A 19,877-nucleotide genomic window follows, 5' to 3' on the forward strand; every position below is an offset into this window, starting at 1 on the left:
CGCCGTTTCGGCCGGCGAGTTCGGCGGGATCAGGCCCAGGTGGTGAGGTCGGCCAGGTGGTCGACCACGGCGCGCAGACTGCCGGAGCGGTGCAGGGCGGCGCGCTGGCGGGCCGCCCCGGTGCCCTTCCGCAGGAGCGCGCCGAGGAGCCGGTGGACCTCGGCCTCGTCGCCCGCCGCCCGCAGGCCCGGGGCGGCTGCCGCGACGAGGGCGGTGATCAGGGACCGGGCCGGTACGTGCTCGCCGGTGAAGGGGTTGAGGGCGAGGCCCGTGGGGCCGTACTGGGCGGCGTAGCGGTGGGCGTCGCGCAGGCGCGGGACGGGGACGTCCGGGGGCGGTCGCCGTTCTTCGGCCTGAGCGAGCAGCGTGGCGCACAGGCCGCGCAGGAGCAGGGCCACGAGAACGGTGGTGTCGAGGTCGGCGTTGGTGTCCGCGACGCGGAATTCCACGGTCGGCTGGTGCTCGGACGGGCGCGCGAACCAGTAGATCATCCGCCGGTCCATCAGGATCCCGGAGGCGACCAGGGCCGCGGCGGACTCCTCGTACGAGGCGCTGTCCAGCAGCGGGGAGGGCTCCGCGGTGGGCCAGCGGCCGAATTCCACGCAGCGCCAGCTCGCGAAGCCGGTGTCGACTCCGCCGGCGAACGGCGAGTTGACGGCGAGGGCCTGGAGGACGGGCAGCCAGGGGCGGACGTGGTTGGCGAGGAACAGGGCCTGCGCGCGGTCGGCGGCGCCGACGTGCACGTGGCAGCCGCAGACGATGCCCAGGTTGCCGTCCACGAGGGCGCCGAACTGCCGGGCCATACGGAGGTAGCGCGGGGTGTCGGTCACCGGGATCGGGGCGTCGGGGGGCACCACGGCCGTGCCCGAGGCGACGAGCAGGCAGTCCGAAGCGCGCGCCGCCTGGGCGGCGGCCGCCCGGAGCAGGGCCAGCTGGGCCCGTACGTCCGTGGCTGTGGTCGCCGGGCGGGTGCAGACCTCGACCATGCAGCGGTAGAACTCCTCCTGCACCAGATCCCCGAGGAAGCGCGAAGCCGCCTCGATCACCGGGCCGGCGCGCGGCACCGGGGCCCTGGTCAGCCGGTCGACGAGGAGGAACTCCTCCTCGACCCCGAGCGTCGGCACCACCGCCCGGCCGACGGCGTCGCGCCCCGGGAGCGGGACAGCGTCCGGAAGAACACCCTGCTCGGTGACGACCATGTCCCTCGTCTACCCCGAATGCGGTCCTGAAACAGGGGGGGGCGAAGGGGCGGGCATCGGCGACGGCCGGGGCCGTCGCCGGACCCGGCCGCGGTTCCCGCTGTTCAGGGGCGGTGCGGGGAATCGGATCCGGCTGCCGGGGCGTCCGTGTCCGGCGTCTCCCAGGACGACTGCCGCGCCCGTGCGGCCCGGCTCTGGTCCGACGGCCGCGCGCCCGGATCCTTGCCGGCCGCGTCGCGGCGGGTGCCGTACCAGAAGGCGGCGATCAACAGCACGGCCACGACCACGCCGGCCAGGATCAACAGGAGGGACGAGGAACCGGATGCTGCGAGTGGTGCGGGAGTAATCATGGCCCGCGCCTACCCCGCATCCGCCGGTTCGCACGCCCCGCCGGTTCGCACGCCCCGCGGGACGGACCCGGGATCCGAAGATCGCCCCGTTCCTGTATGGGACTCCCCTCAGCGGGCAGGCGAAGCGTGCCCGCCCAAGGCCGCCCCCGTCCGCGCGGCCCCGACCGACCCGGAGGAACGCGTTGACCAGTACCGCCCTCACCCGGGGGGACACCCTGTCCGCCGGCCTGATCGCCCTCCCGGGCGTCTACCGGCCCCAGGCGGACACCCGGCTCCTCGCCGAGGCACTCACCCGCGAGGACTTCGGGTCCCGCCGGGACGTGCTGGAGATCGGCACGGGAACCGGCGCACTGGCCCTGCACGCCGCCGGCAGGGGAGCCCGGGTCACGGCGGTCGACGTCGCCTGGCCCGCCGTCGTGACGGCCCGCCTGAACGCGCTGCGCCGGCGGGTTCCCCTGCGCGTCCTGCACGGCGACTTCGCGGCCCGCACCGAGGGTCGCCGCTACGACCTGGTCGTGGCGAATCCGCCGTACGTCCCCGCCCCCGCGACCCGGCCCCCCGCGCACGGCCCCGAGCGGGCCTGGGACGCGGGCCCCGACGGGCGCGATGTCATCGACCGGATCTGCGCGCGGGCCCCGGCCCTCCTGCGTCCCGGCGGCGTCCTGCTCATGGTGCACTCGGGGATGTGCGGGGCCGAGGAGACCGTCGACCGGCTGGCCGGGGCGCGGCTGATCGCGGAGGTCACGGCCAGGGCCTCCGTACCGTGGGGGCCCGTCCTGCGCTCGCGGCGGGCCTGGCTGGAGCGGCAGGGCCTGGCGGCCGGAGCCGAGGAACAGGAAGAGCTGGTGGTCATCCGTGCCCAGTACCCCTGACACCACCCCTGGCCGGGGCGGCGCGGCGGCGCCCGCCCGCCGGGTCCGCGTGGACCCCGAAGGCCCGGTCCTGGTCGAAGGGCCGGTCGAGATCGCCCTGGACGACGGGACGGTCGCCCGGTCCGACCGGTTCGTGGTCGCGGTCTGCACCTGCCGCCGCAGTCGCGCCTACCCCTGGTGCGACACCAGCCACCGCCGGCGCGAGCGAGCCGCCGCGCCGCCCGAGGAGCCCGAGGAGGGGAATCCGTCATGACACCGCCCACCGGGAGCCCGACCGTGACCGCTGACCGCCCTGCCCACCCCCGCCCCCGCCTGGTCGACGGGCGGGGCGAACTGTCCGGCGCCGTGACCCGGGCCCTGCGCTCCGGCGGCCCTCCGCGGTACGCCCACGAATCCGTCCTGAAGGCCGACCCCTGGGGCGAGGACCTCCAGCTCGCCCTCTACCTCCTGTACGAACCGCACTACCGCGGCTTCGACGGCGTGGATGACGCCCGCGAATGGGACCCGGAACTGCTGCGGCTGCGACAGGCCCTGGAAGCCCGCTTCCTGCACGCCCTGCGCTCCGAGCCGTCCGACGCGCCCCGATCGGTGGAGGAGGCCTTCGCCCCGCTGCTCGTCGAGCCCGTAGACCTCTCCGGCAGCCTCAGCCACCACCTGGAGACCGACGGCGAACTCTGGCAGCTGCGCGAGTACGCGGCCCTGCGCTCCCTCTACCACCTGAAGGAGGCGGATCCGCACGTCTGGGTGATCCCCCGCCTCACCGGCCGCGCCAAGGCCGCCATGGTCGCCATCGAGTACGACGAGTTCGGCGCGGGCCGCGCCGAGCGGATCCACGCGAGGCTCTTCGCCGACCTGATGGCCGACCTCGGCCTCGATCCCACGTACGGCCGCTACCTGGACCACGCCCCGGCCCCCCTGCTCGCGACGGTGAACCTGATGTCCCTCTTCGGACTCCACCGGGCCCTGCGGGGCGCCCTCGTCGGCCACTTCGCGTGCGTCGAGGTCACCTCCTCTCCCGGGTCGAGGCGCCTGGCCAAGGCCATGCGGCGGTGCGGGGCCGGAGCCGCCGCCGAGCACTTCTACACCGAGCACGTCGAGGCCGACGCCGTCCACGAACAGGTCGTGCGCCACGAGGTCATCGGCGGTCTCCTCGCCGACGAGCCGGACCTGGAGGGCGACGTCGCCTTCGGCTGCGCGGCGACCGTCCTGCTGGAGGACCGCCTCGCCCGGCACATCCGCGACGCCTGGGACCACGGACGCAGCGCGCTGCGCGCGCCCCTGCCCCCGGCAGACGCGCCGCGCTGACGCGGTTGACGTCCCGGCTTCGGGACACACGCGCGGCGTGCTGAAAATACTTCTCTTCGTCCTGCTCGGAGCGCTCGCGGCGCTGGCCGTCCACGACCTCGTGCAGCGCCGCCATTCCCTCCTGCGGAACTACCCGCTGCTCGGGCACCTGCGGTTCGCCCTGGAGGCGCTGCGCCCGGAGATCCAGCAGTACTTCATCGAGCGGAACTTCGACGGCCGCCCCTTCGACCGCGACACCCGCAGCATCGTCTACCAGCGGGCCAAGGGCACCGACGCCGAGGAGCCCTTCGGCACCGAACTCGACCTCTACCGGGCCGGAAGCGAATACCTCACCCCGTCCATGGCCCCGCGCCCCGTGCGCTCCGACCCGCCCCGGGTCCGGATCGGCGGCCCCGACTGCACCCGGCCGTACGACATGGCCCTGCTCAACGTCTCGGCGATGAGCTTCGGCTCGCTGTCCGGCAACGCCGTGCTGGCCCTCAACACCGGTGCCCGGATGGGCGGCTTCGCGCACGACACCGGCGAGGGCGGCCTTTCCGAATACCACCTCGGGCCCGGCGGGGACCTCATCTGGGAGATAGGCACCGGCTACTTCGGCTGCCGCACCGACGACGGGGACTTCGACGCCCGCCAGTTCGCCGAGAAGGCGGCGCACGAGCAGGTCAAATGCGTCTCGCTGAAAATCAGTCAGGGCGCCAAGCCGGGCATCGGGGGAGTGCTGCCGGGCGCCAAGGTGAACGCGGAGATCGCGGAGGTCCGCGGTGTCCCACAGGGGCGGACCGTGATCTCGCCGCCCTACCACCGCGTCTACTCCACGCCCCGCGAACTGGTCCGCTTCCTGGCCCGGATGCGCGAGCTGGCCGGCGGAAAGCCCGTCGGTTTCAAGCTGTGCGTCGGCTCCCGCCGCGAGTTCCTCGCCGTGTGCAAGGCCATGCTGGAGGAGGACACCACCCCCGACTTCATCGTCGTCGACGGCGCGGAGGGCGGCACGGGCGCTGCGCCGCTGGAGTTCGCGGACAACGTCGGCCTGCCGCTCGGTGAAGGGCTGATGACCGTGCACAACGCCCTCGTGGGCACGGGGCTGCGCGACCGCATTCGGATCGGGGCCTCCGGCAAGGTCGCCACCGGGAGCGACCTCGTCAAACGCCTGCTCCAGGGAGCCGACTACACCAACGCCGCCCGCGCCATGATGTTCGCGATCGGCTGCGTCCAGGCACAGCGCTGCCACACCAACGCCTGCCCCGTGGGGGTCGCCACCCAGGACGCGCGGCGGGCCCGCGCCGTCGACGTCGACGACAAATCAAGGCGCGTCGAGCGCTACCAGAAGGCCACGGTCAAGAGCGCCCTGCAGATCATGGCGGCGATGGGCGTCGACGGCCCGTCCGGGCTGCGCCCCCACCAACTGCTCCAGCGGGTGGACCCGCACACCGTGCGCTCGTACGCGGAACTCCACGACTGGCTCGCTCCCGGGCAACTGCTCGCATCACCGCCCGAGGGCTGGGCATCCGACTGGCGGGCGGCCGACCCGGACCGCTTCGCCGACTGAGACCGAGGGAAGGGCACTCCTGTGGCACGCACCGTGGCCCGTGTGATCATCGACGCGCTGAAGGACCTGGGCGTCCGGCACGTATTCGGCGTCGTCGGAGACGCCCTGAACCCGCTGACCGACGCGATCCGCACCACCGAGGAGCTGACCTGGGTCGGCTGCCGGCACGAAGAGGCCGCCGCCTTCGCCGCAGGGGCCCAGTCCCAGCTCTCCGGCACCCTCGGGGTGTGCATGGGCACGGTAGGCCCCGGCTCCGTACACCTCCTCAACGGGCTGTACGACGCCGCGAAGAGCCGTACGCCCGTCCTCGCGATCTGCGGACAGGTCCCGCTCGCCGAGATCGGCAGCGACTACTTCCAGGAAGTCGACAACGACCTCCTCTTCCGCGACGTGTCCGTCTACCGGGCCACCGTCACCTCCCCGGAGCAGATGCCGCGGATGCTGGAGTCCGCCGTACGCGCCGCCGTGACCCGAGGCGGCGTCGCCGTGCTGACCGTCCCCGGCGACCTCGGCGACCAGGAACTCGGCGACGACCGCCCGGCGCGCTTCGCCCTCGAACGCGCCGTCACCCGGCCCGACGGGCCGGCCCTCGCCGAGGCCGCCGAACTCCTGAACGCCGCCTCGCGCGTCACCCTCCTCGTCGGCCGCGGAGCCCGCGACGCCCGTACCGAGGTCCTCCGGGCCGCCGAACTGCTCTCGGCCCCCATGGTGCTCACCCTGAAGGCGAAGGAGGGCTTCGAGGACGACAACCCCTTCCAGGTCGGCCAGACCGGCCTGATCGGCAACCCCGCCGCCTCCCACGCCCTCGACCACGGCGACACCCTCCTCATGCTGGGCACCGACTTCCCCTACCGGGACTGGTACCCGAAGGACTGCAAGGTGGTCCAGATCGACACCCGTGAGGAGCACCTGGGGCGCCGGGTCCCCGTCGACGTGGGCCTCGCCGGCGACGTGGGCGCCACGCTGCGCGCCCTGCTCCCGCTGCTGAAGGAATCCGGGGCCCCCGACCGCGCGCACCTGGACGACGCCCGGGAGCGGTTCGTGAAGTGGGAGGAGGGCCAGCGGCGCCTGGCCGACCCCGAGCACGAGCACCGCTGGACCGGGAAGCTGCGCGCGGCGCTGGACAACCGTGACCACGAGATCCGGCCCGAGGCGCTGGCCGCCGCGGTCGACGCGTACGCCGCCGAGGACGCCGTGTTCACCTCCGACACCGGCATGGCCACCGTCTGGCTCTCCCGCTTCGTCACCATGCGCGGAAGCAGGCGCCTGATCGGCTCGTACAACCTCGGCTCGATGGCCAACGCCATGCCCCAGGCCCTCGGCGCCCAGCTCTGGGCCCCCGACCGGCAGATCGTCGCCTTCTGCGGTGACGGCGGACTCGGCATGCTCCTCGGCGACCTGATGACCCTGGCGACGTACCGGCTGCCGGTCAAGCTCGTCGTCTTCGACAACCGCCGGCTGGGCATGGTCAAGCTCGAACAGGAGCAGGCGGGCCTGCCCGAGTTCGGCACGGAGCTCGACAACCCCGACTTCGCCGCCGTCGCCACGGCGCTCGGCCTCACCGGGATCCGCGTCACCGATCCGGCCGATCTCCACGACAGCGTCCGCCGGGCGTTCGACACCCCGGGCCCGGTCCTGCTGGACGTACTGACCAACCCCGAGGAAGTGGCCGTACCGGGCAAGCCGACCGTGGCGCAGGGCTGGGGCTTCGCCATCGCCAAGATGAAGGAGATCCTCCCGAGCCGCGAGGGCTGACCGCCGGGAGGGCGGGATGCGGGGCGGTCCGGGGTGGCGCACGATGACCGTGACACCACCCCTGACACTGCCCCTGACACCGCCCCGTGGACGGAGGGACGTCTTCCATGGCCGTCCGGCATCAGCTGATCCGGCGCTCACCGCGCGAGGTCTCGGAGTCTGGCACCTTCCACAGCCCCGCGGTCGAAACCCTGCTCCAGCTCCGGCACCGGGGCAGGCCGGCCCGCCTGGCCACGGTCGTGGAGCGCGGCGGCGCCGGCGCGCGCCGTGCCTGACGCCGTGGTGATCGGCGCCGGGCCCAACGGCCTGGTGGCCGCGAACGTCCTCGTCGACGCCGGCTGGTCCGTCGAGGTCCTGGAGGCGCAGGAGGAACCCGGAGGCGCCGTCCGCAGCGACCGGGGCGTCCACCCCGACTACGTCTCGGACATCTTCAGCGCCTTCTACCCGTTGGCCGCCGCCTCGCCGGTGCTCGCCCGCCTCGACCTCGCCGCCGAGGGCCTGCGGTGGAGCCACGCCCCGTCCGTACTCGCCCACCCGCTGCCGGACGGCCGGTGCGCCGTACTGGAGCGCCGCACGGCCGATACGGCCGCCGGGCTGGCGGAGTTCGCCCCCGCCGACGGGGACGCCTGGCGGGACATGTACGAGGTGTGGAGCCGGGTCGGGCCGGACCTGGTGCGGTCCCTGTTCACCCCCTTCCCCCCGATCCGTGCCGGACTCCGCCTGGCGGCGAGGCTCCGGGCCGCCGGCGGGCTGCGGCTGGCCCGCAACCTGGCCCTTCCCGTACGCCGTCTGGGTGAGGAGCAATTCGCGGGGGAGGGCGGCCGGCTGCTGCTCGCGGGCAACGCCCTGCACGCCGACCTCGCCCCCGAGGCCGCGGGCAGCGGCGGCTTCGGCTGGCTGATGTCGATGCTCGGGCAGAGCCACGGCTTCCCCGTCCCCGTCGGCGGCTCCGGAGCGCTGACCGCCGCCCTGGTGAGCCGGTTCCGGCGCCGCGGAGGCGTTCTGCGCTGCGGTCAGCGGGTCACCTCCGTCGTCGTACGGGGAGGCAGGGCCGTGGGCGTCAGGACCGCGGACGGGGAGGGAACCAGCGCCCGGCGGGCCGTGCTCGCCGATACGTCGGCGACGGCCCTGTACCGGGACCTCGTGGGCGAGGAGCACCTGCCGGGCCGGCTGCTGCGGGACCTGGAGCGCTTCCAGTGGGACTTCTCGACCTTCAAGGTCGACTGGGCGCTGACGGGACCCGTGCCGTGGACGGCGCCGCGAGCGGCCGGCGCGGGCACGGTCCACGTCGCCGACGGCATCGACGCCCTGACCCGCTTCGCCGCGCAGATCGCGATGGGGCAGGTCCCCGACGAGCCGTTCGCCCTGTTCGGCCAGATGACCACGGCGGACCCCAGCCGCTCACCCGTCGGCACGGAATCGGCGTGGGCCTACACCCACCTCCCGCAGCGCGTCACCGCCGACGCCGGCCCCGACGGCATCGCCGGCCGTTGGGACACCCGCGAACAGGAAGCCATGGCCGACCGCCTCGAAGCGCAGGTGGAACGCTTCGCGCCGGGCTTCCGCGCCCGGATCCGCGCCCGCCGGATCCTGGCCCCCGGCACCCTCCAGGCGATGAACGAGAACCTCCACAACGGCGCCATCAACAACGGCACCACCGCCCTCCACCAACAGGCGATCTTCCGCCCCACCCCCGGCACCGGCCGGCCCGAGACGCCAGTGAGGGGCCTCTACCTCGCCTCCGCGGCCGCCCACCCGGGCGGAGGAGTCCACGGCGCGCCCGGGGCGAACGCCGCCCGGGCGGCGCTGCGCCGGCACGGCCTCCACGCCCTCCTCCACCACGCGCAACGCGTCTGACGCGTACCGAGGTGACGGCCCGTCGGCAGTCTCACGAAGCGCGGGCCCTGCGCGCCGCCCGCGGCGCATCGCGACGGGTCCGGTACAGCACGCACCGGCGGAGCGGCCCTTCCGGCACGCTCGGATCCTCGAAGTCATCGGCCGGGTCCCTGGTCATGCCGATCCGGCGCATCACCGCCTGCGAACGAACGTTCCCGGCGGTGGTCGTGGCGATGACCTCCGGCAGTCCGAGGACCTCGAAGCCGAACGCCAGGCAGCTCAGGGCGGCCTCGGTGGCGTAACCGTGGCCCCACGCCGAACGCGTCAGCCGCCATCCGACGTCCACCCCGGTGAACGGCATGTCCGCGTCCACCTCGTCCAAGCCGGCCCGGCCGATGAACTCACCGGTCGCCCGCACTTCGAGCGCCCACCAGCCGAAGCCCCGCTCGTCGAACTCGGCCCGCATGAGCGCCGCCACCGCGTCGCTCTGCTCCCGCGTCAGCAGTTCGCCCAGGTGCTCCCGGACTTCGGGATCGGCGTTCATCGCCGCCCACGGTTCGAGGTCGGACTCCCGCCACCGGCGGAGCAGGAGACGGTCGGTGCGCAGTTCCGGTTCCGGCATGCCGACCACCCAACGCCACCGCGTTCAGGGTGTCCAGCGGTTATTTCGAACCCCCGGCGCCGCCCGTCGTCCGCCGCGCGCAGTGCCGGACGACAGCGGCCAGGTCCCCGTCCGACCGCAGCAGGTCCCGCTGTACGCGCGCGCCGTTGCCGTGCTCCAGGAGGTCCGCGACGCCGGTCCGTACGAGGTGTTCGTCGCCGGAGTCGGCCAGCGCGTCGCCGACGTGCAGGAGGAGTGCTTCGATCGCCGTCTCGGGCGAGGTCTCCCGCAGCGAGCGGGGGTGCAGCAGCGGGCCGTCGAGCCCTGAGCGGCCCGCCTGCCAGGACGCGAGCCGCAGCAGACCGGTACTGACCTGCGCGGGCGGTTCGCCGGCCCGCCATTCCCGGGCCGCCGTCTCGACCAGCGCCCGTACGAGGCCGGCCAGCAGGACGGGGGTCGAGGCGTCGAGGCACACGTCCGCCACTCTGATCTCCACCGTGGGGTACGTGGCGGACAGCCGGGCGTCGAACCAGAGCATTCCCTTGTCGCGGAGCACGCCCGAGTCCACCATGGACCGCACCTCCGCGTGGTAGCGCGCCGGAGAGCCGAACACGTCGAAGGGCCCGGCCGAGGGGAGCCGGTTCCACACCCGGCTCCGGTAGCTGCCGTACAGGGTGTCCTCGCCCTGCCAGAACGGCGAGTTCGCGCTCAGCGCGGTCAGCAGGGGCAGCCAGGGCCGGATGCGGTCCAGCACGCCGACGCCTTCCTCGTCCGACTCGACCGACACGTGCACGTGGCAGCCGCACGTCAGCTGCTCCTGGGCGGTCATGCCGAACTGCCGCGCCACCCATTCGTAGCGGTGGCCCGGCGAGATGGAGGGCTGGACGGCCAGCGGGGACGTCGCGATCGCCGCCACGACCGCACCGGCCGTCGCGGCGTGCCGGGCGGCCTCGGCCCGCCACCGGACGATCTCCTGGTGCAGCTCGTCCATGTCGGTCACCGGTTTCGTGGCGAACTCGACCTGCTCCTCCTGGAGTTCCGACTCGAACGTGTGGCTGCGCCCCTCGCCGACCCCTTCGCCGGCCGCTTGGGCCCGGTCGGCCGCGGCGAGAACGGCTCCCGCCACGGCCAGCGGCGCCCCGCTGTCCGCGTCCGCCAGCAGCAGTTCTTCCTCAACGCCCACGCTCCGCATACGACCGCCCATCGCTTCGTCGACCCTTCTCCAGGTCGGTTGTCCCCGCCTGCCCGGGCCGGCGGTGGGTATGCGGAACCGCGGCTGCCGGGGTCGGCGGACTAGAGGCGGAAACGGCCGCCCCGTCCGTCGCGGTCGCCGCCCGTTTCGTCGTTGAACCAGTAATCACCGGCGGCCAGATACCGGCGGGAAAGCCCGCTCTTGCCGGGGATCTCGACGGTGACCGCGAAATCGCCCACCACGGGGACTCGACCGGGCGGGACCTCCGCCGACAGGGCGAAAGCGACCTTGGCGCGCTCCTTGCGCGGGGCACGTTCCAGCATCAGCAGCTCCTCACAGCGGGGATGGGGTACGGGCTCATCGTCGGCGGAGGACCCGCAGCGCGCATGCCGGCGCCGGTGCCATCACCCGACCGCTACACCTGGTGACCGAAGAGATGCGAACTGCCACCATCCGTGCGAGTTTTGGTGATGGACGGCGCGCGGAAACCCGAACAGGGCGGCGCGTGTCCCCCGCACGCAGGGCCCGGTCGGGCCGGTAGTCACCTCGGCCGGGTCCTGTCGCGCACTCGGGCCTCGATCGGTCCGGCACGGGGCGGGATGCCGACGGGGGCCCGCGGATGCACGATGGTCAGTACAAGAGGGCGTATGTCCCCCGGACGCACGGCCATGTGGAGGGACGAATTGAACACTCAGGTGTACCTCGCGTACGACTTCCCGCTGTTGAGCGTCCTGTGGACCATGCTGGGGTTCGCCATCTGGGTCCTGTGGTTCTTCCTGCTCTTCAAGATCATCTTCGATATCTTCCGCGATGACGCCCTCGGAGGCTGGGGCAAGGCCGGCTGGCTGGCGTTCGTCATCGTGCTGCCGTTCCTCGGGGTCTTCGTCTACCTCATCGCCCGCGGCAAGGGCATGGGACAGCGGGAGCTGGACCAGGCGCGAGCGCAGCGCAAGGAGTTCGACTCCTACGTCCGCGAGGCCGCGGCCCCGCCGAGCGGTGCCGAGCAGCTCGCCAAGCTGTCCGACCTGCGGGCGCGCGGAGACATCACGGACGAGGAGTTCCGCCAGGCGAAGGCGCTCGTCCTCGGCGACGCCGTCCCGGAGAGCCACGCCACTTCCGTCACCGGCCTCACCGGCGACGAACAGCAGCGCTGAGGAGCACCCGCCCGTGTGGGGGCCGTCACAGGTGTGATCTCCGGGTTACGGGACATACGCGTCTTCGGCTGGAGCTGAGCGGTTCCAGTGGGCTGGACCGTGCGCGCCGGCCTGACCGGCGCGCACGGCCCTCACTGAACCCGAGGGCCGCGCGGGGAACGTCCGGTTCTGGAAGATCGTTCATCCAGACGCGGGCGAGTATGTGGGCGATACCCGTGCGGAACCGATAGCCTGCGGAGTAGGGCATCGGGCCGAAGCCTTTCGGGCCACTGCGTCCAGCCCCCCTCATACGCCCTGACCTGTCACCCCCCCGGCCGGTCAGGGCCCGCCCCGTTCAGCCATCCCCCCCCCGGCTGGACGGGGCCCTTTGCGTTCCGTCCCCGTTCCGTCCGGCCGCGCGCGCACCGTCCGGGGCATCACCGCTGTGTGTGGGGTACACGCAGGGTATGAACCAGTACCAGGAAGAGAGCGGACCGCAGCCCGAAGAGGTGCTGCTCGCGGGTCTGAGCGTGGACGCGACCCGGCCGGAGCAGCCGGTACTGCTCGACGCGTCCGGAGCGCCGATACGGACCTGGAGGGAGAACTACCCGTACGACCGAAAGGTCCGGCGGGCGGAGTACGAGCGGACGAAACGCATCCTGCAGATCGAGCTGCTGAAGCTACAGCGCTGGGTCAAGGACACCGGCGCCCGCGTGGTGGTGATCTGCGAGGGCCGGGACGCGGCCGGCAAGGGCGGCACCATCCAGCGTTTCACCGAGCGGCTCAACCCGCGGAACGCCCACATCGTGGCCCTGGACAAGCCGAGCGAGCGGGAAGCCGGCCAGTGGTACTTCCAGCGCTACATCGCCCACCTGCCCGGTCGCGGCGAGATCGTCTTCTTCGACCGCTCCTGGTACAACCGCGCCGGCGTCGAGAAGGTCATGGGGTTCTGCACCGACGCGGAGTACCAGCGCTTCCTCCGGCAGTGCCCGGCCTTCGAAGCGATGCTCGTCGAGGACGGCGTCCTGCTGATCAAGTTCTGGTTCTCGGTCTCCCGCGCCGAACAGCGCACCCGCTTCGCGATCCGCCAGGTCGACCCCGTACGCCAGTGGAAGCTCTCACCCACCGATGTCGCGTCCCTGGACCTGTGGGACGCCTACACCACCGCCAAGGTCGAGATGTTCCGGGCCACCGACACCGACCACGCACCGTGGACGGTGGTCAAGAGCAACGACAAGCGGCGCGGGAGGCTGGAGGCGATGCGCAGCCTGCTGTGCCGCCTGGACTACGCCAGCAAGGACGAGGCGGCCGTCGGCCGGCCCGACCCGCTGATCGTCGGTGCCGCCGACACCCTCCTCGAAGCGGGCGAGGAACCGGCGGACCTCTCACCCACACCCCTGGGAGGCCCGCCCACCGGCCCCGGCCACCACCCGGGCCCGCGATTCACCGGGCCGTCATGACATGAGTGGCGCTGAGATGGACAGCCGCAGGACATGACACACGAACCGAAGCCGGCACCCGGCAACGAGCACGACGGCTCGCGAACCGGCCGCGCAAGCGGGGCCGGCCCCGGCCCCGAGGTGGAGGAGCGGGCGCCGGACCGGCTCTCGGACCTTCCCGGGCGGTCCTGGAAGGCCGTGCTGCACGGCACGCTCCAGGAGTTCAAGGACGACGAGCTCGCCGACCGGGCCGCGGCGCTCACCTACTACGGGGTGCTCGCCCTCTTCCCGGCCCTCCTCGTACTGGTGTCCCTGATCGGCCTCGCGGGCGAGTCCGCCACGAAGGAGGTCCTGGACAACCTGCAGAAGCTGGCACCCGGGTCCGCCCGCGACGTGGTCACCGACGCGGTCCGGCAGATCCAGGGCCACTCCGGCGTCGGATCCCTGCTGGCGATCGTCGGCCTGGTCGTCGCCGTGTGGTCGGCGTCCGGCTACATCGCCGCGTTCATCCGGGCCTCGAACGCCGTCTACGACATGCCGGAGGGCCGGCCGGTGTGGAAGGTCCTGTCGCTGCGCATGGCCCTGACCGTCACGCTGATGGTCCTGGCCTGCGCCAGTGCGCTCATCGTGGTCTTCTCCGGCAACCTGGCCCGGCAGGTGGGCAGCTCCCTGGGGATCGGAGACACCGCCCTGACGGTGTGGTCGATCGTGAAATGGCCGGTCCTGGTCATCCTCGTCACCATCATGATCGCGCTGCTCTACTGGGCCGCGCCGAACGCCAAGGGCCGCGGATTCAAGTGGGTGACCCCCGGCAGCTTCCTGGCGCTGGCGATCTGGATGGCGGCCTCGGCCGGTTTCGCGTTCTACGTCGCGAACTTCGGCTCCTACAACAAGACGTACGGCACCCTCGCCGGTGTGATCGTCTTCCTCGTGTGGCTGTGGATCACCAACCTGGCGATCCTCCTCGGGCTGGAGTTCGACGCGGAACTGGTCCGCCAGCGCGCGATCGCCGGCGGCCTGCCGGAAGGAGAGGAGCCCTACGTCCAACCCCGGGACACCCGCGCGTGGAGCGACGAGGAAGCGTCGGAGCACGGAGCGGTGACCGCGCGTGAACACGGCTCACCCGGGGAACCCGCGAGGAAGGCGGCCGACCGGCAGGTCGGCGCCTCTGATGGACCGAGGAAGGCAAGGTGACCTCGTCATGACCACGATGGAGCGGCCGGTCCGCCACACCGAGGAACCGGTGAGCGTGCTGGTCTCGCGAGCCTCGCAGCAGATCTCGGAGCTGGTCCGAGAGGAGATGCAGCTGGCCCGCGCGGAAATGACCCAGAAGGGCAAGCGCTTCGGGAAGGGCGGCGGCCTCTTCGGCGCCGCCGGGCTCCTCGGCATCCTGGCGGCCCAGGCGCTGGTGGCGGCCTGTATCGCCGCCCTCGCGCTGGTACTGCCGGTATGGGCGGCAGCCCTCATCACCACGGCGGCGCTGGCGGCGATAGCCGCCGGGGTGGCCCTGGCCGGAAAGAAGCAGATCGACAAGGCAGGCACCCCGGCCCCCCAGCAGACCATCGACAGCATCAAGGCAGACGTGGCCCAGATCAAGGAGAAGGCACACCAATGAACGACGAAGCACGCACCAACATCGGGACCCCCGCCCCGGCCTCCGAGAGCCCCGCGCCCGAAGAACTGCGCGCGCAGATCGAGCGCACCCGTGACGAGCTCGGGAAGACCGTGGAGGCGCTGGCGGCCAAGACCGACATCAAGGCGAGGGCGAAGCAGAAGGCGGCCGCCGTGAAGGAACAGGCCGCCGAGAAGGCCACTCTGGTGTCCGACCAGATCCGTACGAAGACCGAACGGGCCGCGCACCTGGTCAAGGACAAGACGACCGACCCCGACCCGCTGTTCGACCCGGCCGGCCGGGCCGCGACGGCCGCCCGCGCCAACCGCACGCCGCTCCTCGTGGCAGCCGGCGCGGCCCTGGTCGTCGTCCTCCTGGTGCGCCGCGGCCGGGGGCGCCGCCGGTAGCCGGCGCGCCCCGACCGCCCGGGAGCCCGGTCGGCAGGCGGAGCGGACCGGGTCGCGGCCCGGCGGCCGCCGCCGCATCTGGCTGATGATCTCCTTCCGGCTGCATTGTTTCCTCACCAATGTGGGCAGTGAGACTGAACGGGCACGGCTACAGAATTCAGGAGACATGACGCAGCGATTCCACGACGAGGACGGCACCCTCCAACACCTCGCCGACCGCCTCGCAGCCGCGTATCCCGACGTCGACGCCCGCATCGTCGAAGCCACGGTCGATGAAGTCAGCCGGGAGTTGAGGGGCGCGAAGCTGAAGACGTTCCTTCCGATCCTCGCCGAGCGCAAGGCCCGTCTCACCCTCGACCGGTATCGCGCCGCCCGATCGGAGGGCGAGCCGGAAGGCGTCTGACGGGAACGACCGGGTTCCCGCCGCCGGGCGGGATGCCGCGATCGCCGCCGAGGACCACTGCCGCCCGTGGGGCGTCGGGACGACGGAGCCGGGGCAGACGAGAGCCATGACTGCTACCTCGCCCCCCGGCCCCGTCGACGACCTGGCACGCTACGTCGGTCTCGAAACAGCTGAGGCCGAGCGCCGAGCCCGCTCACGGGGCTGGCGGATCCTGCGCTCGGTAGCGCCCGGCGCGATGGTGACCATGGAGTTTCGCGCCGGACGCCTCAACTTCGAGGTGGAGGAGGACCGGGTGAAGCGCGCCTGGCAGGGGTGAGCGCTCCGGGTCCGGCCGCCCTGGGTCAGGGGGTGAGGTTGTCGCCTCCCTGGTTCTCCCATGCCTGGACGCGGTCGCCCTGGATGACGAGGTAGTCGGCCCGGTTGTCGCCGGTGACGTCTCGGAAGGCCACGGCGGTGTCCGGGTAGAAGGACTCCTTCGCGAAGTACTTGTGCTCGGTCCAGTTGCCGTCGGACATGCCCGTCATGTGGTTGACGTAGGCGTGCACGGCTCCGGTCCTGCCGACGACCAGGTAGTCGGCCTTCCGGTCGCCGTTGATGTCGCCCAGCCGCATGCGGGCGCGGGGCCCGGCCTTGGTGCCGGTGGCGAAGGTGTCGATCTTGGTCCAGGTCATGGTGTTCGGCACGTGGACGTGGGCGTCCATCGAGCCCGCGGGGCCCACGACCAGGTAGTCGTCCAGGCCGTCGCCGTTGACGTCTTCCAGGCGCACGTCGTCGCGGGTCCAGCCGAGACTGATACCGCTCTCGTCACCCGGCTTCTTGGTGCCGTGGTAGTACGGGAACACCCGGCCCTGCGCCTCCCAGTGGATCTTCCCGTCGCTGCCCGGCCTGTTGAGGAACGACCACAGGGAGCCCTTGGCGCCCAGGATGAGGTAGTCGTCGAGGCCGTCGCCGTTCATGTCGGCGAAGCGCACGGAGTCCCCGGGCTGGCCCACGCCGGGGGCGATGATGCCCTGGTCCACCCAGTGGATCCGGCCGTCCGCCCCCTGGGTGTTCAGCGCGGCCCGCACCGAACCGTCCGGGAAGATCTTCACGTAGTCGGCCCGGTGGTCGCCGTTGAGCTGGACCAGGTCGATCCGGCCCGCCGGACCGCCCATTCCGGGGGCGATGACCCCCATCGGCTTCCAGCCCTTGCCCAGGTCGGCGGCGGAGTCCACGCCGCAGGTCTTCGGGTCGCCCTCGGCGCCGTCGGGGGTGCGGATCCATCCGCGCTGGTGGGCGGTGGTGATCCCGGTGAAGAAGGCCTTGGCCATCTTCCGGTAGCCCGTGTCGTTCGGGTGGGAGGTCTCGGCCAGGTCGGACGGGGTGACCGCGCCCATGCCGACGAGCAGGACGTGCTTGCCCTGCCCGGCCCGCTGGGCCACGACGCCCGGCAGCGCCGCGTTGAACGCGTCGATCTTCGGCTGCATGCCGGCCTTGACCGACGGGATCAGAGTGGCGACCAGCACCGTCGCGCCGGGTGAGTCCGCGAGCACCTGGTCGATCAGAGCGCCCATCCGCTTGGGCGCGCCCGCGAGGTCGTGGCTCTGGTTCATGTCGTTGGTGCCGATGTGCAGGGTCACCACGTTCGGCTTCGTCCGCGCGACCGTGCAGTGGGCGATGGACGCCACCTGGTCGATGCGCCGCCCCGGGTAGCCCTCGTGGTCGTCGTCGGGCAGGCTCCCCGACTGCTGTGAGCCGACGAAGGCCACGTCATCGGTGTGGGCCTTGAGGGACTTCCACAGGTCGGCCCGGTAACTCGACTTGGTCGAGCTGCCCACCCCGTACGTGATCGAGTCCCCGAGGGGCATCACCCGCAGGTGCGCGCCGGTGGGGCCCGGGGTGCCGCCCGGTTCCCCGCCCGGGTCGTCCGGCTCGGGCGGGAACCCGGGGGAGCCCTCGTCGCGGTCGAAGTCGAACGAGATCAGCGGGACCTGCACCTCGGTGCAGATGACGGTGCCCTCGACGGTCGTCGTGCACTCGCTCTGCGGTGTGGAGATCGAACCCTTGATGTTCGCCGCGAACTGCGAGTCCATGATGCCGATGGTGGCCTTGCCGAAGTCGTACTCGAACAGGTCGTCGCGCAGTCCGCCCGGGAAGCCGTTGTAGGACACCAGGGTCGAGCGCCGCCACTGCCCGTAGTGGTTCTCGGGCGGTTCGTCGCCCGCCGTCGCGAACCGGAAGGCGTGGGTGGCCCCGCCGTCCTTGTGGTAGACGATCTTCGGGTGGTTCCCCTCCCAGCGGACCTTGTCGGCCGCCATCACCTTGTACCCGCCGTGCGCCGAGGCGCCCACGTACTCGGCCTTGTCGTTGCGGACCCAGACCGCGATGTGCTCCCAGTCGTGGACGTGGCCGCCGGCGTCGGCGACGTTCTGTACGGCGACGTCCTTCTCGAAGTAGTAGTCGTAGAGGTAAACGCACCAGCCGGAGTTGCAGCGCTGGCGGGAGTAGGCGTTGGTGTTGTCCAGGTCCGACCGGTCGCGGCAGTCGCGTTCACCGGTGGTGTTGTCGTGGCCGAGGCCTTCGGAGATCCGGCCGTCGGGCCCGATGGCCGGGACGTTGTAGCAGCCGTCGGTGTCGTAGTCGAGGGCCGGCTGCCACTTCAGGTCCGCCGCGGTGGCGTTCTGCGGGAGGGCGCGCGGCGGGTCGGCGGCGGCCGCCGCCGCGGGCGGGGCCGGGAGGACGACGAGGCCCAGCAACAGCAGGACGGTGAGAGCGGCGCCGCCGGCGGCGCCGGCGAGCCCTCCGCGCGGACCGCGGTGCGCGCGTCTCGCTCTCTTCGCGTCGACGACCGGTGGGGTCGTCGATATTGCAAGGTGCATGCCAACTCTTTCTGTGGGGAGGCCCGCGAAGCCCGAGCGACCCGCGGTCCTCCGTAACACAAAGGATCATGCACACCGGTGTCCACGTTCCAGTGCGGACAGGAGCGGAAGACTGTCCACTCCTGTCCGACAGGCCCTAGCTCCGCGGCAGGTCCTTGACGAACACGAGGCCGTCGCCGTTCTCCAGATGGGCCGGGTCGAGCGGCGCGTAGCCGAACCAGGGGGACACGCGGCGCCCGAGCGGTGTGCCGCCGAGTGCGGCGGCCAGCCGAGGGGCGTCGATGACGCAGCGGTCCTCCGGGAGCGCGTACAGGAGTCCTTCGACGGTGTCAGGCGCCGGCGTGTCCACCCCCTGGTGCCGGATCGTGCCGAGGGCCGTGGCCACGAAGGCGTACTCCGCGCCGAGTTGGGCGCTGACCAGGGCGCCGGCGCTCCACCACTCCAGCGGCCCCTGCCACATCCGCACCGTGCTCTTCTCCCGTTGCAGATGGGAGTTGTGGGCATGGACGAGGGCCGGCCCGCGCGCGGCGACGGCAAGCAGATTGTGGGCCATCATCATGTCCCGCAACGCGCACAGCCGCGTCATGCGGGCCGGAGAGGTGTCGGCCATCGCGTAGTGGTAGCGCAGCAGGCCGGTCGCGGTGCGCCCGTACAGGCACGCCCGGTCCCAGTCGTCCCGTCCGGTCGCCGTGATCAGGTGCGGCGTCTGCGCGTCGAGCAGTGCCACGAGCTCATCGGCGAGCAGCCGCAGCCGACCGGCCTCGGCCGACTGCCCCACGGACCGGGCCGGGTCGGTCATCGCGGCGGGATCGGTCCACCGGTCGTCCGCGCCGAGCAGACGGTCGAGCGTTTCCGCGGTGCAGGGGAGAAGTTCCGCGTCCACCCCGGTCGAGAGGTAGCCGTGGAGTGCGGTGAGGGCCTGCCGGGGGCTCGCGGCGCCGGAGATCTCCAGCGGGCCGTCGAAGCCGGCGAAGCGGACCCGCTCGGATGCGGGCCGGCCCTCGTTGTGGGCGCGCATCCAGCGCACGAGCTCGCGGTTGGCCGCGAGAGCGCCCCAGGCGTGGCTGAAGCCGCGCTCCACGGCCTCGTCGAGGCTGCCCGTGCCCGAGGTGACGTAGTCATCGACGACCAGGCCCATGAGGCAGTCGCTCTCGATCGCGATCGTCCGGTAGCCCTCCTGTTCGACGAACTGCCGGAAGAGCTCGTTGCGCAAGCCGAGCAGCGCGTCCTCGCCGTGGGTGGGCTCACCCAGGGCCAGCAGCCGGGGCCGGCCCGGGAGCAGCCCCATGACGGCGGCAGCATCGACGGTACGGACGGCGTCCTTGATGTCAGTAGCCATGCCTTCAACGGTATCGTTGAACTTTCGGTT

The 19,877-nt window shown here is 72.3% G+C and carries 21 protein-coding genes; 14 read left to right on the plus strand and 7 right to left on the minus strand.

What is annotated here, in order from left to right; translation table 11 throughout:
• Positions 1 to 29: 29 nt before the first annotated feature.
• A complete protein-coding gene (locus EES41_RS34465; RefSeq protein ID WP_123081806.1) occupies positions 30 to 1,199 on the minus strand; it encodes a glutamate--cysteine ligase in 1,170 nt (389 codons plus the stop codon).
• A gap of 104 nt (positions 1,200 to 1,303) precedes the next feature.
• On the minus strand, positions 1,304 to 1,549 hold the full coding sequence (locus EES41_RS34470) for a DUF6479 family protein (RefSeq protein ID WP_123081807.1): 246 nt from the start codon (positions 1,547 to 1,549) through the stop codon (positions 1,304 to 1,306).
• A gap of 182 nt (positions 1,550 to 1,731) precedes the next feature.
• Here EES41_RS34470 and EES41_RS34475 point away from each other — a divergent pair, with 182 nt between their 5' ends.
• The 7 genes from EES41_RS34475 to EES41_RS34500 all read left to right on the plus strand — a co-directional run bounded on the left by EES41_RS34475 (position 1,732) and on the right by EES41_RS34500 (position 8,884).
• Positions 1,732 to 2,421 carry a HemK2/MTQ2 family protein methyltransferase gene (locus EES41_RS34475; protein ID WP_254211680.1) on the plus strand — a complete coding sequence of 230 codons (690 nt, stop codon included), beginning with the start codon at positions 1,732 to 1,734 and terminating at the stop codon, positions 2,419 to 2,421.
• On the plus strand, positions 2,405 to 2,674 hold the full coding sequence (locus EES41_RS34480) for a CDGSH iron-sulfur domain-containing protein (RefSeq protein ID WP_123081808.1): 270 nt from the start codon (positions 2,405 to 2,407) through the stop codon (positions 2,672 to 2,674). Before EES41_RS34475 ends, EES41_RS34480 begins: the two co-directional genes overlap by 17 nt.
• Before the next feature lie 23 nt (positions 2,675 to 2,697).
• Positions 2,698 to 3,726: an iron-containing redox enzyme family protein gene (locus EES41_RS34485; RefSeq protein WP_174261777.1), complete on the plus strand. Its 1,029-nt coding sequence runs from the start codon at positions 2,698 to 2,700 to the stop codon at positions 3,724 to 3,726.
• A 37-nt stretch (positions 3,727 to 3,763) separates the two neighbouring features.
• The gene (locus EES41_RS34490) at positions 3,764 to 5,272 is read left to right on the plus strand and encodes an FMN-binding glutamate synthase family protein (RefSeq protein WP_123081810.1); all 1,509 of its coding nucleotides are present in this window, start codon (positions 3,764 to 3,766) and stop codon (positions 5,270 to 5,272) included.
• A gap of 21 nt (positions 5,273 to 5,293) precedes the next feature.
• Positions 5,294 to 7,027, plus strand: coding sequence for a thiamine pyrophosphate-dependent enzyme (locus EES41_RS34495; RefSeq protein ID WP_123081811.1), 1,734 nt, complete (start codon positions 5,294 to 5,296; stop codon positions 7,025 to 7,027).
• A gap of 107 nt (positions 7,028 to 7,134) precedes the next feature.
• The gene (locus EES41_RS41715; protein WP_164496023.1) at positions 7,135 to 7,302 is read left to right on the plus strand and encodes a hypothetical protein; all 168 of its coding nucleotides are present in this window, start codon (positions 7,135 to 7,137) and stop codon (positions 7,300 to 7,302) included.
• Positions 7,295 to 8,884, plus strand: a complete 1,590-nt coding sequence (locus EES41_RS34500) for an NAD(P)/FAD-dependent oxidoreductase (RefSeq protein ID WP_123081812.1) — start codon at positions 7,295 to 7,297, stop codon at positions 8,882 to 8,884. The genes EES41_RS41715 and EES41_RS34500 overlap by 8 nt, the downstream gene beginning before the upstream one ends.
• 31 nt (positions 8,885 to 8,915) lie before the next feature.
• On the opposite strand, the gene EES41_RS34505 is transcribed toward EES41_RS34500, so the two are convergent.
• From EES41_RS34505 to EES41_RS34515, 3 genes are all read right to left on the minus strand, one after another.
• The gene (locus EES41_RS34505; RefSeq protein WP_123082883.1) at positions 8,916 to 9,485 is read right to left on the minus strand and encodes a GNAT family N-acetyltransferase; all 570 of its coding nucleotides are present in this window, start codon (positions 9,483 to 9,485) and stop codon (positions 8,916 to 8,918) included.
• Positions 9,486 to 9,525: 40 nt separating this feature from the next.
• Complete coding sequence (locus EES41_RS34510; RefSeq protein ID WP_123081813.1) at positions 9,526 to 10,656, minus strand: glutamate--cysteine ligase; 1,131 nt, start codon at positions 10,654 to 10,656, stop codon at positions 9,526 to 9,528.
• A gap of 101 nt (positions 10,657 to 10,757) precedes the next feature.
• Positions 10,758 to 10,979 (minus strand): hypothetical protein, encoded by a 222-nt coding sequence (locus EES41_RS34515; protein WP_123081814.1) that lies wholly within the window; start codon positions 10,977 to 10,979, stop codon positions 10,758 to 10,760.
• A gap of 360 nt (positions 10,980 to 11,339) precedes the next feature.
• Between EES41_RS34515 and EES41_RS34520 the strand changes: the two genes are divergently transcribed.
• The 7 genes from EES41_RS34520 (at position 11,340) to EES41_RS34550 (ending at position 15,966) form a co-directional block, all read left to right on the plus strand.
• Positions 11,340 to 11,810, plus strand: a complete 471-nt coding sequence (locus tag EES41_RS34520; RefSeq protein WP_123081815.1) for an SHOCT domain-containing protein — start codon at positions 11,340 to 11,342, stop codon at positions 11,808 to 11,810.
• Between the two features lie 446 nt (positions 11,811 to 12,256).
• A complete protein-coding gene (gene ppk2, locus EES41_RS34525) occupies positions 12,257 to 13,249 on the plus strand; it encodes a polyphosphate kinase 2 (protein ID WP_123081816.1) in 993 nt (330 codons plus the stop codon).
• A 33-nt stretch (positions 13,250 to 13,282) separates the two neighbouring features.
• Positions 13,283 to 14,422: a YihY/virulence factor BrkB family protein gene (locus tag EES41_RS34530; RefSeq protein ID WP_123081817.1), complete on the plus strand. Its 1,140-nt coding sequence runs from the start codon at positions 13,283 to 13,285 to the stop codon at positions 14,420 to 14,422.
• A 7-nt stretch (positions 14,423 to 14,429) separates the two neighbouring features.
• Positions 14,430 to 14,843, plus strand: coding sequence for a phage holin family protein (locus EES41_RS34535; RefSeq protein ID WP_123081818.1), 414 nt, complete (start codon positions 14,430 to 14,432; stop codon positions 14,841 to 14,843).
• Positions 14,840 to 15,247, plus strand: a complete 408-nt coding sequence (locus EES41_RS34540) for a DUF3618 domain-containing protein (RefSeq protein ID WP_123081819.1) — start codon at positions 14,840 to 14,842, stop codon at positions 15,245 to 15,247. The genes EES41_RS34535 and EES41_RS34540 overlap by 4 nt, the downstream gene beginning before the upstream one ends.
• Positions 15,248 to 15,413: 166 nt before the next feature.
• Positions 15,414 to 15,650, plus strand: coding sequence for a three-helix bundle dimerization domain-containing protein (locus tag EES41_RS34545; RefSeq protein WP_123081820.1), 237 nt, complete (start codon positions 15,414 to 15,416; stop codon positions 15,648 to 15,650).
• A gap of 106 nt (positions 15,651 to 15,756) precedes the next feature.
• Entirely contained in the window at positions 15,757 to 15,966 is a 210-nt protein-coding gene (locus tag EES41_RS34550) for an I78 family peptidase inhibitor (protein WP_123081821.1), read from the plus strand.
• A gap of 25 nt (positions 15,967 to 15,991) precedes the next feature.
• Here EES41_RS34550 and EES41_RS34555 read toward each other — a convergent pair whose 3' ends face one another.
• Both EES41_RS34555 and EES41_RS34560 read right to left on the minus strand, forming a co-directional pair.
• The gene (locus EES41_RS34555) at positions 15,992 to 18,508 is read right to left on the minus strand and encodes an NPP1 family protein (protein ID WP_123081822.1); all 2,517 of its coding nucleotides are present in this window, start codon (positions 18,506 to 18,508) and stop codon (positions 15,992 to 15,994) included.
• A 136-nt stretch (positions 18,509 to 18,644) separates the two neighbouring features.
• Positions 18,645 to 19,847 (minus strand): erythromycin esterase family protein, encoded by a 1,203-nt coding sequence (locus tag EES41_RS34560; RefSeq protein ID WP_123081823.1) that lies wholly within the window; start codon positions 19,845 to 19,847, stop codon positions 18,645 to 18,647.
• Positions 19,848 to 19,877 lie beyond the last annotated feature (30 nt).

The organism is Streptomyces sp. ADI95-16 (assembly GCF_003721495.1).
GTDB lineage: Bacteria > Actinomycetota > Actinomycetes > Streptomycetales > Streptomycetaceae > Streptomyces > Streptomyces goshikiensis.